This window comes from Streptomyces sp. NPDC088785 (genome assembly GCF_044750685.1).
Lineage (GTDB): Bacteria > Actinomycetota > Actinomycetes > Streptomycetales > Streptomycetaceae > Streptomyces.
This window is the reverse complement of record NZ_JBIVKH010000007.1, coordinates 245,878-259,720: the sequence shown is the minus strand read 5'-3', so window position 1 is coordinate 259,720 and position 13,843 is coordinate 245,878. Positions and strand designations below refer to the sequence as shown.

At 72.5% G+C, this 13,843-nt stretch carries 14 protein-coding genes; 9 read left to right on the top strand and 5 right to left on the bottom strand.

Going from position 1 to position 13,843, the window contains the following annotated elements:
- Positions 1-122 precede the first annotated feature (122 nt).
- The 4 genes from ACIP5K_RS21715 (at position 123) to ACIP5K_RS21700 (ending at position 4,273) form a co-directional block, all read left to right on the top strand.
- On the top strand, positions 123-1,514 hold the full coding sequence (locus ACIP5K_RS21715) for a uracil-xanthine permease family protein (protein WP_401411761.1): 1,392 nt from the start codon (positions 123-125) through the stop codon (positions 1,512-1,514).
- 85 nt (positions 1,515-1,599) lie between these two features.
- Positions 1,600-2,322: a DUF5995 family protein gene (locus ACIP5K_RS21710; RefSeq protein WP_401411759.1), complete on the top strand. Its 723-nt coding sequence runs from the start codon at positions 1,600-1,602 to the stop codon at positions 2,320-2,322.
- A 95-nt stretch (positions 2,323-2,417) separates the two neighbouring features.
- Complete coding sequence (locus ACIP5K_RS21705) at positions 2,418-3,347, top strand: LLM class F420-dependent oxidoreductase (RefSeq protein WP_401411758.1); 930 nt, start codon at positions 2,418-2,420, stop codon at positions 3,345-3,347.
- Between the two features lie 230 nt (positions 3,348-3,577).
- Complete coding sequence (locus ACIP5K_RS21700) at positions 3,578-4,273, top strand: DUF4232 domain-containing protein (RefSeq protein ID WP_401411756.1); 696 nt, start codon at positions 3,578-3,580, stop codon at positions 4,271-4,273.
- Between the two features lie 43 nt (positions 4,274-4,316).
- On the opposite strand, the gene ACIP5K_RS21695 is transcribed toward ACIP5K_RS21700, so the two are convergent.
- The 5 genes from ACIP5K_RS21695 to ACIP5K_RS21675 all read right to left on the bottom strand — a co-directional run bounded on the left by ACIP5K_RS21695 (position 4,317) and on the right by ACIP5K_RS21675 (position 10,613).
- A complete protein-coding gene (locus tag ACIP5K_RS21695) occupies positions 4,317-6,074 on the bottom strand; it encodes a RecQ family ATP-dependent DNA helicase (protein WP_401411753.1) in 1,758 nt (585 codons plus the stop codon).
- Positions 6,075-6,123: 49 nt separating this feature from the next.
- The gene (locus ACIP5K_RS21690) at positions 6,124-6,282 is read right to left on the bottom strand and encodes a hypothetical protein (RefSeq protein WP_401411869.1); all 159 of its coding nucleotides are present in this window, start codon (positions 6,280-6,282) and stop codon (positions 6,124-6,126) included.
- A 347-nt stretch (positions 6,283-6,629) separates the two neighbouring features.
- Positions 6,630-8,324 (bottom strand): flavin monoamine oxidase family protein, encoded by a 1,695-nt coding sequence (locus ACIP5K_RS21685; protein ID WP_401411752.1) that lies wholly within the window; start codon positions 8,322-8,324, stop codon positions 6,630-6,632.
- A 350-nt stretch (positions 8,325-8,674) separates the two neighbouring features.
- The gene (locus tag ACIP5K_RS21680) at positions 8,675-9,127 is read right to left on the bottom strand and encodes an Lrp/AsnC family transcriptional regulator (RefSeq protein ID WP_401411751.1); all 453 of its coding nucleotides are present in this window, start codon (positions 9,125-9,127) and stop codon (positions 8,675-8,677) included.
- Between the two features lie 10 nt (positions 9,128-9,137).
- The gene (locus ACIP5K_RS21675; protein ID WP_401411749.1) at positions 9,138-10,613 is read right to left on the bottom strand and encodes an amino acid permease; all 1,476 of its coding nucleotides are present in this window, start codon (positions 10,611-10,613) and stop codon (positions 9,138-9,140) included.
- A gap of 425 nt (positions 10,614-11,038) precedes the next feature.
- Here ACIP5K_RS21675 and ACIP5K_RS21670 point away from each other — a divergent pair, with 425 nt between their 5' ends.
- The 5 genes from ACIP5K_RS21670 (at position 11,039) to ACIP5K_RS21650 (ending at position 13,843) form a co-directional block, all read left to right on the top strand.
- Positions 11,039-11,278: a hypothetical protein gene (locus ACIP5K_RS21670; RefSeq protein ID WP_401411747.1), complete on the top strand. Its 240-nt coding sequence runs from the start codon at positions 11,039-11,041 to the stop codon at positions 11,276-11,278.
- A 162-nt stretch (positions 11,279-11,440) separates the two neighbouring features.
- A complete protein-coding gene (locus ACIP5K_RS21665; RefSeq protein ID WP_401411745.1) occupies positions 11,441-11,899 on the top strand; it encodes an ATP-binding protein in 459 nt (152 codons plus the stop codon).
- The gene (locus tag ACIP5K_RS21660; RefSeq protein ID WP_401411744.1) at positions 11,896-12,240 is read left to right on the top strand and encodes a hypothetical protein; all 345 of its coding nucleotides are present in this window, start codon (positions 11,896-11,898) and stop codon (positions 12,238-12,240) included. Before ACIP5K_RS21665 ends, ACIP5K_RS21660 begins: the two co-directional genes overlap by 4 nt.
- Positions 12,237-13,454 (top strand): PP2C family protein-serine/threonine phosphatase, encoded by a 1,218-nt coding sequence (locus ACIP5K_RS21655; protein WP_401411742.1) that lies wholly within the window; start codon positions 12,237-12,239, stop codon positions 13,452-13,454. The genes ACIP5K_RS21660 and ACIP5K_RS21655 overlap by 4 nt, the downstream gene beginning before the upstream one ends.
- Positions 13,451-13,843 carry an STAS domain-containing protein gene (locus tag ACIP5K_RS21650; RefSeq protein ID WP_401411741.1) on the top strand — a complete coding sequence of 131 codons (393 nt, stop codon included), beginning with the start codon at positions 13,451-13,453 and terminating at the stop codon, positions 13,841-13,843. Before ACIP5K_RS21655 ends, ACIP5K_RS21650 begins: the two co-directional genes overlap by 4 nt.

Below are 13,843 nucleotides of genomic sequence, written 5' to 3'. Positions count from 1 at the left end.
GCAGACCGGCGTGACCTGCACCTCAGCGGCGACGGGGCGGGCGACGGGCACAGCGGGACCCCGTACTTACGTCGCATTAACATGAGGCGATCGTTTCAGGCCACAGAAAGCAGAGTGCGCTCATGGACCTCGGCGTCCGCTGGAAACTGCACGGTGACGGCAAGGTCCCGGCCCCGGGTGCCGTCGTCCGGCCCGACGAGCGGCTCACCTGGCCGCGCACGATCGGGCTCGGCGCCCAGCACGTGGTCGCGATGTTCGGCGCCTCGTTCGTCGCCCCGGTCCTGATGGGTCTCGACCCGAACCTCGCGATCATGATGTCCGGTGTCGCCACGGTCATCTTCCTGCTCGCGACACGCGGCCGGGTCCCCAGCTATCTGGGCTGTTCGCTCTCCTTCGTCGGGGTCGCCGCCGTCATCCGGGCCTCGGGCGGCGACAGCGCCACGGTCACCGGCGCGGTCTTCGCCGTCGGGGTGCTGCTCTTCTTCGTCGGTCTTGCGGTGCAGAAGTTCGGGGCACGGATCATCCACGCCGCGATGCCGCCGATCGTGACCGGCGCGGTCGTCATGCTGATCGGCTTCAACCTGGCGCCGGTGACGGCCTCCACCTACTGGCCGACCGACCAGTGGACGGCACTGCTCGTCATGCTGTTCACCGGTCTGGCCGTGGTGTGCCTGCGCGGATTCTGGTCCCGCATCGCGATCTTCCTCGGGCTGATCTTCGGATACCTGCTCTCGTGGCTCCTCGACGAGGTCTTCGGCCGGATCCACTCGCCGAACGGCGGCGCCCGGGCCGTGGACCACTGGCGGCTCGACCTGTCCGGCGTCGGCAAGGCCGACTGGATCGGGCTGCCGACCTTCCACGCCCCGTCCTTCCAGTGGTCGGCGATCCTCGTCGCCCTCCCGGTGATCATCGCGCTGATCGCGGAGAACGCCGGGCACGTGAAGGCCGTCGGCGAGATGACCGGCGACAACCTCGACGACAGGCTGGGCACCGCGGTCTCCGCCGACGGCGTCGCGTCGATGCTCTCCACCGCCGTGGGCGGCCCGCCCAACACCACGTACTCCGAGAACATCGGCGTGATGGCGGCGACCCGCGTCTACTCGACGGCGGCCTACTGGGCGGCGGCCGGCTTCGCGCTCCTGTTCGGCCTGTGCCCGAAGTTCGGGGCGATCGTGGCCGCGATCCCGGGCGGGGTGCTCGGCGGCATCACCGTCATCCTCTACGGCATGATCGGCCTGCTCGGCGCCCAGATCTGGATCAACGCCGGGGTGGACCTGCGCAATCCGCTGAACCTGGTGCCGGCCGCCGCCGGCATCATCATCGGTGTGGGCAACGTGTCCCTGAAGTTCACCGACAACTTCTCGCTGAGCGGCATCGCCCTCGGCACCATCGTGGTCATCACCGGCTACCACGCGCTGCGGGCGATGGCCCCGGCCCACCTCAAGCAGCAGGAGCCGCTGCTCGACCAGGGCACCTCCACGTACGACGAGGAGAGGACGGCCGGGCAGCCGTAGCCCTCCCGCGCCGGCCGTTCCCTCGTTTCGGGGAAGCCCCGGCCGGCCGGCGCCCGCGTCGGCCCGGGGCTGGGACGCTTCGCACATGGCGCAGTCGGAACGCATCACGGGGCCGCACATCCCGGCCCAAGGAGTCGACCCGGTGCTCGCACGGATGCGGGCGGTCGCCGCGCGGCTGCCGCCGCAGGACGGCGTGGCGGTGTTCAACCGGATCTACCTGTCGGTCACGGAAGCGATGGATCACGCCATCGACCAGGGGGCGCGCGGCGGGTTCGGGGACCGCCCGGCGGCCGTCGCGCTCGGCGTCCGCTTCGCCGAGCGCTATCTGACGGCCGTCGACGCGGCGGCGTGCGGGGTGCGGCCACCGGCCTGTTGGCGGCCGCTGTTCCAGTTCCGCAGCCACCCGCAGGTACGCCCCCTCCAGTTCGCGCTCGCGGGCATCAACGCCCACATCGGCCACGACCTCGCCCTGGCCGTCGTGGACAGCTGCCACACCCTCTCCTGCGAACCGGCCGCGCTGGAGGACGAGTTCGACCGCGTCGGTGACCTGCTCGTCTCGCTGGAGGAGCGCGTCCGCGAGGAGCTGATGCCGGGCCCCGACCTGCTCCAGGTCGCCGATCCGCTCACCCACCTGCTCGGCTCCTGGAGCCTGGAGCGGGCCCGCGACGGCGCCTGGGCGGCGGCCCGCGCCGTGTGGGCGCTGCGCGATCTGCCGTCGCTCCAGGCCGAGTTCGCCCAGCGCCTCGACGCGTCGGTGGGTCTGGTGGGCCGGATGCTGCTCACTCCGCTGCCCGCCTTCCCCGGCTGAAACCGGCCGTTCCCGCTCCGGAACTCCCCTGGCGTGCGGCTACGTTGACGGTGTGACACCCGTTGTATCGGACACGTACGACGAAGGAGACCCGCATGACGACCCGGCTCGGACTCGGACTTCCGCAGATGCGGCAATACGCCATCGGCCGTGACATCCCCGACGTGGCGCGCGCCGCCGAGGCGACGGGCTACGAGAGCCTGTGGGTCTTCGAGCGGATCCTCTATCCGGAGCCCGCCCGGCAGGGGCTGTACGGGATACCCGGCATGCCGTGGCCCGACGGATACCGCTCGGTCGCCGATCCGCTCGTCTCGCTGACGCTCGCGGCGGCGGCCACGAGCACGGCGCGGCTCGGCACCAGCGTGCTGGTGGCGCCGCTGCACGTGCCGTTCCAGCTGGCGCGCTCGCTGGCCACCCTGGACGCGGCGAGCGGCGGCCGGGTGGTGGCGGGGCTCGGCACCGGCTGGTCCCACGACGAGTACGCGGCGGCGGGCGTCGCGCCGTTCGCCCGGCGCGGGCAGGTCCTCGACGAGCTGATCGAGGTGTGCCGCGCCGTGTGGGGGCCGGACCCGGTCGCGTACGAGGGCGGGCTGACGACCATCGCGCCGTCCGTGGTCGGCCCGAAGCCGGCCCGGCCGGTGCCGATCCTGCTGGCCGCGGGCAGCCCCAAGGCCAGCCGTCGGCTCGTCGACCGGGCGGACGGCTGGATGCCGGTGGGGATGGGCGCCGACGAGCTGAAGCGGAGTTGGGCGCAGTTGCGGGAGCTGGCCGAGGAGCGCGGTCGCACGGAGCCGTTGCAGAGCGTGCTGCGGGTGAACACGGTCCGCACGCCCGAGCCGTACACCGGCGACGACCGCCGGCCCTTCCAGGGCAGCGTCGACCAGATCGTCGAGGACCTGGTGGCACACGACGAGGTCGGCCTGGACGAGATCCTGATCGAGCTCCAGGGGCCGCTGCGCGACGCCGAGGAGCTGAAGGACGTGGCGGCCGAGGTGTACGAGAAGGCGCGGGCCGCGGGCGTCTGACCCCCTCCCCCCGGGCCCGCGGGTCAAGGGCCGCCGTGTCACGGAACGGTGCCGGTGGCCCGGCCGGCGCCCCGCGCGGAACCCGCTCCACCACCGCCTTCCCCGATCGCGTGTAACAGACATGTATGGGGACGGTGGTGGGCGGAACGGGCCGCGCCGCCGGGGTGTCCTGATGATCAGTGGGCCGCTCACACCGGGCGGCCGCCGCCACCGATCACGAAGGAGCCACCATGCGCGCCCAGAAGCTCGCCCTCGCCGCGGTCGCCCTCACCGCCGGCCTCACCCTGACCGCCTGCCAGGACAACGACGACGCGGCATCGGCCCCGGACGGCTCCGGCGCCTCGTCCTCGGCGGCGGCTTCGTCGTCATCGTCGTCATCGTCATCGTCGTCGTCGTCTTCGTCGTCCGGCTCGTCCGGCTCGTCCGGCTCGTCCTCGGAGGCGTCGGCGGGCTCGGCGTCCGCCGAGGGCGGTGCCGGCGCGGCCACGGACGACGACGCCCCGGGCAGCGGCGGCGGCCAGATCAACACCGGCCCGTGCCGGACCGCGCACCTCGACTTCAGCACCGCGCACGGCATGGGCGAGGGCGACTTCATGGTCGCCCTGAAGAACACCGGCGACTCCTGCCTGCTCAAGGGCTTCCCGGGGGTCGACCTGAAGGCACGCAACGGCGGGGGCAGCCTCAGCGCCGGGCGCTCGGGGGTCGCACCGGTGCCGGTCGTCCTCAAGAACGGCGAGGAGACCCGCTTCCACCTGCACTACACGCCCAACACCACGGGCGGCTCCGGCGTGACCATCACCAGCCTCGTCGTGACGCCCCCGAACGAGACCCACTCCACGAGCCTGCCGGTCACCCTGAACCTGCCGGCCACCGACAACCCCTCCGGCGGTGTCACCGTGGACCCCGTGGGCACCGGCAAGCAGTGACGCGGGGCGGTGACCGCCGGGCGGGGCACAGCGCCCGGAACGCTCAGGCCGGGGTCTTCTCGCCGTTCCCCGTCGCGGCCGTCAGCAGGCCGTTCTCGCTGATCGCGCTGAGCGAGAGCGTGCGGTACCCGGCGTCGGCGAACAGGACCGTGACCCGGTCCTCCTGCTGGCTCATGACCTCGCCCTCGCCCCAGGACGTGTGCCGCACCCGCTGCCCCGGAAGGAACAGGTCGGCGTGTCCGCCGCCGGGCGCGGCGCCCGGGGCGCCCGGGGCGTGCGGCTGCGAGATGACGCCGCCGGTGCCGGCCAGGACGCCGTTCCGCTGGTCGCGGGAGGCGGGCTCGGGGCGGGCGGGCACGCAGCTGTCGCAGCCGCCGCAGTTCTTCTTGGCCGGCGATTCGCCGAAATACCCCAGCAGCTGACGACGGCGACAGCCGTCGGCCTCCGCGTAGGACCGCATCATCTCCAGGCGGGAGCGCTCCAGCTTGACGCGGGCTCCGGCGATGCGCAGCGCCTCGCGGGCGCAGGTGTCGCGGCGGGCGCCGGGGACCACGTGCACGTCGCCCTCGGCGGTGAAGCGGACGCCGCCCGCCTCCTCCAGGAGGTGCAGCATCGAGGTCAGGGCCGTCTGCGACAGGTCCGTCTCGTCCCGCAGCGCGGTGCCGGAGACGCCGTTCCGGTGGGCGCGCACGGCGTCCATCAGTCGCAGGAGGGTGTCCTCCTCGGGGCGGCCGCCCGCGCGATAGCGCTGGGCCGCGAGGTCTTCGGGCCGGTAGGCGAGGATCGCGGCGGCCGGTTCACCGTCACGGCCCGCCCGGCCTATCTCCTGGTAGTAGGCGTCCAGCGAACCGGGAACGGTGGCGTGCAGCACGAAGCGGATATCCGCTTTGTCGATTCCCATTCCGAATGCCGAGGTGGCGACGACGACATCGAGCGCGCCGTCGCGAAAATGTTCGTGGGTCCGCGTGCGTTCCGCCGCGGAAAGTCCGGCGTGGTACGCGGCGCTGTCGAATCCAAGATCGGACAGTTCGGCGGCGTACTGCTCGGCCTCCCGGCGGGTTCCGGCGTAGATGATGCCGGGTTTCGCCTCGGCGGAGGCGCGTTCCACGACCCAGCGGCGCTTTTCCGCGTCCTGCTGGTGGCGGACGACTTCCAGGTGGAGATTGGGGCGGTCGAAACCGGCGATCACCTGGTGGACGTCCCGCATGCCGAGGCGCTCGACGATGTCGTTGCGCACCGGCGCGGCGGCGCTCGCCGTCAGGGCCAGCAGGGGCGGCCGACCGAGCCGGTCGCGCACCCGCCCGAGGGCGAGGTAGTCGGGCCGGAAGTCATAGCCCCACGTGGAGACGCACTGGGCCTCGTCGACCACCAGCAGCGCGGGGTGCGCGGCGGCGATCTCGGCCACGACCTCGTCCTTGGCCAGCTGCTCGGGCGAGACGAAGAGGAAGTCCAGGGCCCCGTCCCGCATCCGCTCCCAGGCGGCTTCGTTGGCCCGGTTGCCCTGGGCGGAATTGACGGCCTGCGCGCCGGGGCGGCCGCGTGCCCCCGTGAGCGCCGCCACCTGATCGCGTTGCAGCGCGATCAGTGGCGACACGACCACGGTGGGACCGTTCAGGAGGACACCAGGGACCTGATAGACAGCCGATTTGCCGGCGCCCGTCGGCATCACGACCATGGTGTCCCGCCCCGACATCACGGCGCTCATCGCGTCGACCTGCGCCGCTCTCAGTCTCTTCCAGCCGAACACGTCTCGAGCGCTGCGACGAAGACGTCGCCTGAGGGACATGTTCTTGAGAGGCATGGTTCTCCAGAGAAAAAGGGCGGGTCGACCGCGATCCACTGCTGGAGATCTAGAAGTAATGCTTGCGCCCGCCGACGGCACGCCCGGTGGCTCCGAGAATCCACAGAATCGCGCCGACCAGGATCAGGATTCCACCTATGGTGGTGAGGAGTCCCATGCCCACCAGCAGGCCGATGATCAGCAGGATCAGTCCAATAACAATCATCACGAATCCGTTCGTTCGAGTTCTGCGGGTTGATTTTTTCGAGTCGTTCTCTGCGAGCTCTCGTCGAGTACCCCGACCTGAACCGCACATGCGACCGAGAAAGATATTTACCGGTCCTTGTGACGGGACCCGGTTCGTCGTACGGGCGTCGAGTACCGGCCGCGGAGAGAAACAATCGGAAACGCGTTCATCGTCGCCAACTCCCTCACCTCCGCCACCTCGCACGCTCGTGCCGATCACCTTCCGAGGGCACGATTGCCCCACAACCACCCGCGCACTCATACAACCTTCATGACTTCGCGTCGCAGGGCCCTCCGGACGCCGCCCGGGCCCGCAAACCCGTGCGGGAACTAGTCCTCGGGCAGTTCGACCGGTGCGAGGGAGTCGTACAGGTCGCCGGGGCCGGGGTTGGCCGGGTCGGTCCCGCCGCCCAGGTGGTGCATGACGCCCCACACCGCGTTCAGCGCGGTCTGCACGGCGCCCTCGGCCCAGCCGGCCGTCCAGGAGATGTCGTCGCCGGCCAGGAAGATCCCGCGCCGGTCGGCCGGCAGCGTGTCCTGCATGAAGTGGGTGAACAGGCGGCGCTGGTAGCGGTAGTGCCCGGGGAGGTTCGCCTTGAAGGCGCCCATGAAGTACGGCTCGTTCTCCCAGGACACGGTCGCCGGGTTGCCGATGATGTGCTTGCGGATGTCGACGCCGGGATAGATCTCGCCGAGCGACTTCAGCATCACTTCGAGCCGCTCGTTCGCCGACAGCGGCAGCCACTTCAGGCTGTCGTCGCACCAGGTGTAGGAGAGGCAGATGACGGCGGGCCGGTCGGGGCCGTCGTCCAGGAGGTAGGTGCCGCGGGTCATGCGGTCGGTGAGCGTCATCGACATGACGTCGCGGCCCGTGGTCTCGTCCTTGTCCAGCCAGAAGGGCCGGTCGACGGGGACGAACAGCTTGCTGGACTCCATGTAGTGGGTGCGCTCGATGGCGGTCCAGTGGTCGATGGGGAAGAGCGCGTCGTCGCACGCCACCTTCGACAGCAGCATCCACGACTGGGCGGTGAAGATCGCGGCGCGGTAGGTGCGGATGTCGCCGTCGGCGTCGGTCACGGTGATGCGGTTGCCTGCGGTCCGGGACAGCCGGGTCACGGCGGGGCGCGGGGTGCGCTCGGGGTGCAGGGCGGCGAGGGAGGTGCCGGGCGCCCAGTGCACCAGCTTGCGCGGCTCGCGCTCCCACAGCCGCAGCGGCAGCTGCTGCGAGCCGCCGACGATGCCGCGGTGGTGGTCGTCGGCCTCGGTGTAGACGACGCGCAGGATCTCCAGGATCGAGTTCGGGAAGTCGGTGTCCCAGCCGCCGGTGCCGAAGCCGACCTGGCCGAAGATCTCCCGGTGCCGGAAGGACCGGAAGGCGTCGGACTCGCACAGGAACCCGTAGAAGGTCTGGTTGTCGAGCTTCTCGACGAGCTGCGACCAGATCTCCCGGATGCGCGGCACGTCCCGCTCGCGCATCGCCTGGTTCATGTCGGAGAAGTCGGCGCCCTCCTCCAGGCAGGCGCTCCACGCGGCGGCGACGTCGCGGTAGACCTGCGGCAGGTCGTCGATCGTCTCGGCGTAGTGCGACGCGCCCTTGAGGTCGACGACCGTCGACGGGGTCGCCGGGGAGAGCGGGTTGGGGAACTCCCGGGTCTCCAGGCCGACCAGGTCGATGTAGTGCTGGAGCGCCGTCGACGACGGCGGGAAGCGCATCGCGCCCATCTCGGCGGTCAGCGTCGGGTCGCAGCCGTCGAACCCCACGGTCCGCAGCCGCCCGCCGATCTGGTCGGCCTCGTACACGACGGGCTTGAGGCCCATCTTCATCAGCTCGTACGCGGCGACGATGCCCGACAGGCCGCCGCCGATGACGGCGACCTCGGTGCCGTGCTCGGTCGCCGGTATCTGGCCGAGGCCCGCCGGGTGCGCGAGGAAGTCGTCGTACGCGTACGGGAAGTCCGGCCCGAACATGGTGATCGGCGGCTGGGCGTCGGTGTGCTGGACAGCGGTGGGCACCGTGGACGTCATGGGGTGCGGACTCCTTGCGGACGCGGTTGAGACAGGAGCGTGCCCGGCCTGGGCGAGCTGGGGGGGGGCGGTCCGCGACGGTTCGGCGGGCCCCGAGAACGGTACGTTTGCGCTGGTCAGCCGGGCAAGACGGGACTGTTGCGTCTGCGTGTGCGATCTGTTGCGTACGGGGCGCTGTGGGCGTCGATTCATTGCGCGGGGGACGCCCGGAACGGCGCATCGCGTACCCGGGCCCGCGTGCGCCGCCCCGTCGCCGGGGTCCGTCGGCTCGGGCGGCCCGGCGGTCGGGGGGCCGCGAAGGCGGCGAGCCGGTGGCAGTCCCGCCCTGTGCGGGAGGCCCCCGCCGGCGGTCAGGCCGGGGCGCCGGAGGTGAAGCGGCGCATCAAGGGGGACAGGACCAGGACGGACTTGGTCCGCTCCACGAAGGGCTCGCCCGCGATCCGCTCCAGGACCCGCTCGAAGTGCCGCATGTCGGAGGCGAAGACCTGCACCAGGGCGTCCGCGTCCCCGGTGACGGTCGACGCGGCCACGATCTCCGGATAGCGCTCCAGGCCCCGCCGGATCGACTCCGGCGAGGTGTTGCGGCGGCAGTAGACCTCGATGAACCCCTCGGTCTCCCAGCCGAGCGCGGCCGGGTCGACGCGGACGGTGAAGCCGGTGATGGCGCCGGTGGCCCGCAGCCGGTCCACGCGGCGCTTCACGGCGGGCGCGGACAGCCCGACGAGCTGGCCGATGTCGGCGTAGGAGCGGCGGGCGTCCTCGGCGAGGGCGTGCACGATGCGTTCGTCGAGATCGTTCAGCAAGGCAGGAGGTTCACTTCTGGGCTGGGGGGTCAGCGGTGACTTCCGGGGCGGCGAGACGGGAGCGACGCATCCCGTAGCAGAAGTAGAACACGAGGCCGACGGCCATCCAGGCACCGAAGACGATCCAGGTGATCGAGGACAGGCTGCCCATCATCCAGATGCAGAAGCCGAAGCCCAGGACCGGCAGGACCGGGAAGAGCGGCACCCGGAAGGTGCGGTTCATCTCGGGGCGGGTCCGGCGCAGCAGCACCACGGAGACGTTGACCAGGGCGAACGCGAAGAGCGTGCCGATGCTGGTGGCGTCGGCGAGCTGGCCCAGCGGGATCGCGGCGGCGAGCACCCCGCAGAACAGGGAGACGATGACGGTGTTGGCGCGCGGCGCGCCGGTCCTGGGGTGGACCTTGGCGAACACCTTGGGCACCAGCCCGTCCCGCGACATGGCGAACAGGATGCGGGTCTGGCCGTAGAGGACGGTGAGCACGACCGAGGCGATCGCGATGACGGCCCCCGCGGCGAGGAGCGTCGCCCAGAACGACTGGCCGGTGACGTCCTGCATGATCCCGGCGAGGGTGGCCTCGGTGTCGTCGAACTGCTTCCAGGGCCGGGCCCCGACGGCGACCGCGGCGACGAGCACGTACAGCGCGGTGACGATGACCAGCGAGAGCATGATCGCGCGGGGCAGGTCGCGCTGTGCGTTCTTCGCCTCCTCACCGGCGGTGGAGGCGGCGTCGAAGCCGATGTAGGAGAAGAAGAGGGTGGCGCCGGCCGCGCTGACCCCGGCCATGCCCAGCGGCATGAAGTCCGCGTAGTTGCCCGACTGGAAGCCCTTGAGGCCGATGGCGCAGAAGAGCAGCAGCGAGACGATCTTCACCACGACCATGATCGTGTTGGCGCGGGCGGACTCCCGGGCGCCGCCGAGCAGGAAGCCCATCGCGAGCAGGACCACGATGAGCGCGGGCAGGTTGAAGACGCCGCCGTCGCCGGGCGGCGCGGAGAGCGCGTCCGGGATGGTGACGCCGATCGTGCCGTCGAGCAGTTCGTTGAGGTACTCGCCCCAGCCGACGGCGACGGCGGCCACCGAGACCCCGTACTCCAGGATCAGGCACCAGCCGCAGACCCAGGCGACCAGCTCGCCCATCGTTGCGTATGCGTACGAGTACGAGGAGCCCGCGACCGGGATGGTCCCGGCCAGTTCCGCGTACGACAGGGCGGAGAAGAGCGCGGTGAGACCGGCGATCACGAAGGAGAGGGTGACCGCGGGCCCGGCCTTGGGGACCGCCTCGCCGAGCACGACGAAGATCCCGGTGCCGAGCGTGGCACCGATGCTGATCATGGTCAGCTGCCAGAGGCCGAGGGTGCGCCGCAGCGAGCCGCCCTCCCCCTGGCCGCCCTCCGCGACCAGGCGTTCCACGGGTTTGCGCCGCAGGAGGCGGGCGCCGAGCCCTGCGGGGGGTCCTGCTGCGGGTGGGGTTCCCTGGTCGAGCACGCGCTGGCTCCTTGATCGCTGCCGGTGGAGTCGGCCGTGACGGAAGGAGACGTGACGGTCCACACCCTGACCGGGGACCGCCGAGCAGGCCGTCCCCCGCCTTGCCACGTACAGCGGATGACTCTAGAGGACGCACGTTCCCGTCTGTAATGCAGCAACCTTGCGCACACCCGGATGATCGTTGCGCAGAGCGTCAACACGCACGTGTTCATTGCGTCGTTCGGCCGCGCGGGGGGCGTGCGGTGTGTCCGAGGCCACATCGGACGCGTGGGAGTGAAAGCTCCGTTCGGGGGTAATCGGAACGGCCGCCCCTGCCGGTGGCCCGGAGGCCGACCTGACCCCCTCCCGGGCTTCGGCGGGGGTGGTTCGGGAAAGGCATCATGTGCGCGACGTACATGCCCGGAGAAGCGATGTGAGAGAGGCCTGTGAGGACCAGCGACACCGACAGCCGCACCCTGTCGCCCGCGACGCCGCGGGAGCGGGCCGCGCTCGGCAGTACGGACGGGCCCGGGGGCGCACCGCGCCGCACGGCGGCCCGCCGCGCCGGCGAGCCCCTCGGTGACGCGCCGGCCGGGAACACCCCGCTCCGGCACCCGGCCGCCTCCCCCCACGGACTGCCGCTGCCCGCCGCGCCCCGGGCGGTCGCCTGCTCGGCGGCCCGGTGACCGTCCCGCGCCCGGCGGGCGTTCCCCTGTTCCGGCCGCTGTTCCGGCCGCGCGACGCCGCGGTGACCGGCCCGCACGGCGCGCCGCACGGCGTGGCCGCCCCGACGTGCGCGGCCGGACCGTGCGCGCCGACGCGACCGCGGATCCTGGAGGCCCCGGGCCATGACCCTCTCGGATGAGCACGCGGCGCCCGCGGCCCACCCCCCGGGACCGCGGGTGACCTCCCGGCGCGCCTACGAGGTGCGCTCGGACGACGACCTGCTGACGGTGCGGCACGCCGTGCGCGCGGCCACCGTCCAGTGCGGATTCGGCCTGGTCGACCAGACCCGGGTCGTGACGGCGGCGAGCGAGCTCGCCCGCAACGCCTACGTCCACGGCAAGGGCGGCACCCTCACGGTGGAGCTGCTGTCCCGCCCCGGCGCCGACGGCATCCGCCTGGTGATAAGGGACGACGGTCCGGGCATCGCGGACGTCGCCGCGGCGCTCCAGGACGGCTTCACCACCGGCGGCGGGCTCGGCCACGGGCTGGGCGGCGCCCGCCGCCTGATGGACGAGTTCCATGTCGAGACCCGCCCCGGGGCGGGCACGACGGTGACCGCGACGCGCTGGACGCAGCGATGACCGCGGACCTCCTCGCCCCCGCCGCCACCGCGCGCGCCACCCTCGGCCACCGCGCCGCCCGCCACCCCGCCGCGCAGGTGGGGGGCCGTGCGCCGGGTCCGGGCGCGGGCGCGGCCGGGTGGAACGCGCGGCGCCCACGAACCCGTACGCTGCATATGCCCCAGAAGTGCGCCGCGGCGCCGCGCAGCGACGGCACCGCCGCACGCTGGGCCGACACCGCCGCGCCCGTCCTGCCCGGCACGCCACCCCGGCCGCTCGCCGCCGACCCGGGGCACGGCCACCGCAGCACACGCGACGAAGCGACCGCACGGGTCTCCGGAGCGGCAAGGAGGAGTTCATGACCGACAAGGCGGCCGCGCAGCAGCGTACGACGCACCGGTCGCTGCCCGAACTGCGGTCAGCGGTACGGGCGTGGGCGGCCCGGATGCGGCTGCCCGCCGAGCTGCGCACCCGGCTCGCGCAGTCCGTGTCCCGGGTGGCCGAGGCCGAACTGCGGGCGGGCCGGCTGGTCACCCTGGAGGCCGCCCCGGACCCCGCGGCGGACGACCGGGGACTGACACTGCGGCTGCGCGCCCCCTCCGCGTCGGCCGTGGAGAACCTTCCTCTGCCCGCCCAGCGCGAGGCGGACGCCGCGGTGTGGCGGATCCCGCTGCCCGCGCAGGCCCCGGCCGACCGGCCTCCGGACTCCCCCGTGGAGCTGCTGGAGGAGGAGCTGCGGACGGCGGTGCAGCGGGCCGACTCCCTGGAGGCCGACCGGCGCAGCCTCACCCACGAGCTGGACGAGACGAACAGCGGTGTCCTCGCCCTGTACGTGGAGCTGGAGAAGCGCGACGAGCAGCTGCGGCGCGCGCACGGCCAGATGCTGCGCGAGCTGGAGGACGCGCTGCGTCCGGCGCCGATCAAGGTCGACGGGCTGGAGCTGGCGATCCACTACGCGCCGGCCGGGTCCGACGCGCCGACCGGCGGCGACCTCTACGACTGGTTCGAGCTCCCCGACGGCACCGTGCACATCACGGTCGTCGACGCCCTCGGGCACGGTGTCACCAGTACCCGCAGCGCCCTGAACGTCACCCACGCCGTGCGCACGCTCACCCTGGAGGGACACTCGCTGGAGTCGATCGTCGGGCGCACGGACGAGATCCTGCTGCCCTACGACCGGGAGCTGATGGCGACGGTGCAGCTGGTCCGCATCGACCCGGCGTCCGGCCACGTCGCCCTGGCCAACGGCAGCCACCCGCCGCCCCTGCTGGTGAGCGGCGACGGCAGCGCCCGCTTCCTGGAGATGCGCGGCCGGGGCATCGGCTACCCGCTGGCGGGCAGCGACGGGCTGCGCCACGAGCGGCTCGCCCCCGACGACCTCCTGGTCCTGTACACGGACGGGCTGACCGAGAGCCGCCGCGACCCCTACGAGGGGGAACGCCGGCTGACGGCGGCGGCCGTGCGCCACCGGCACCGCCCCACCGAGGAGATTCCCGGGGCCCTGGCCCAGGAGATGCACACCGTGATCCTGCACCCGGACGACACGCTCGCCCTGACCGTACGGAGAAGCCGATGACCCACGCCGCGCCCGGGGCGATACCCGGCGACCCGTCCCACGCCCTGCGGCTGGCCACCGAGCCGGGCCCGGCCGGTCCGCTGCTCGTCCTCACCGGCGACCTGGACTACGAGAGCGCGCCCCGGCTGCTGGAGACCCTCACCGAGGTCGCCGTGCCGGACGGCGGCACGCTCACCCTCGACCTGTCGGACGTGCGGTTCTTCGACTCGGGCGGCATCAACGCGCTGCTGCGGGCGCGGCGGGCCCTCCAGGAGCGGGGCTCGCGGCTCGCGGTGTCCGCGCTGTCGCCGGTCGTCGAACGGATCTTCCGCATCACCGGGCTGGACACCGTCCTGGTCCCGGACGGACCGGCGGGAACCGGCACCGGTACCCCGCCGTCGGCGGGGTAG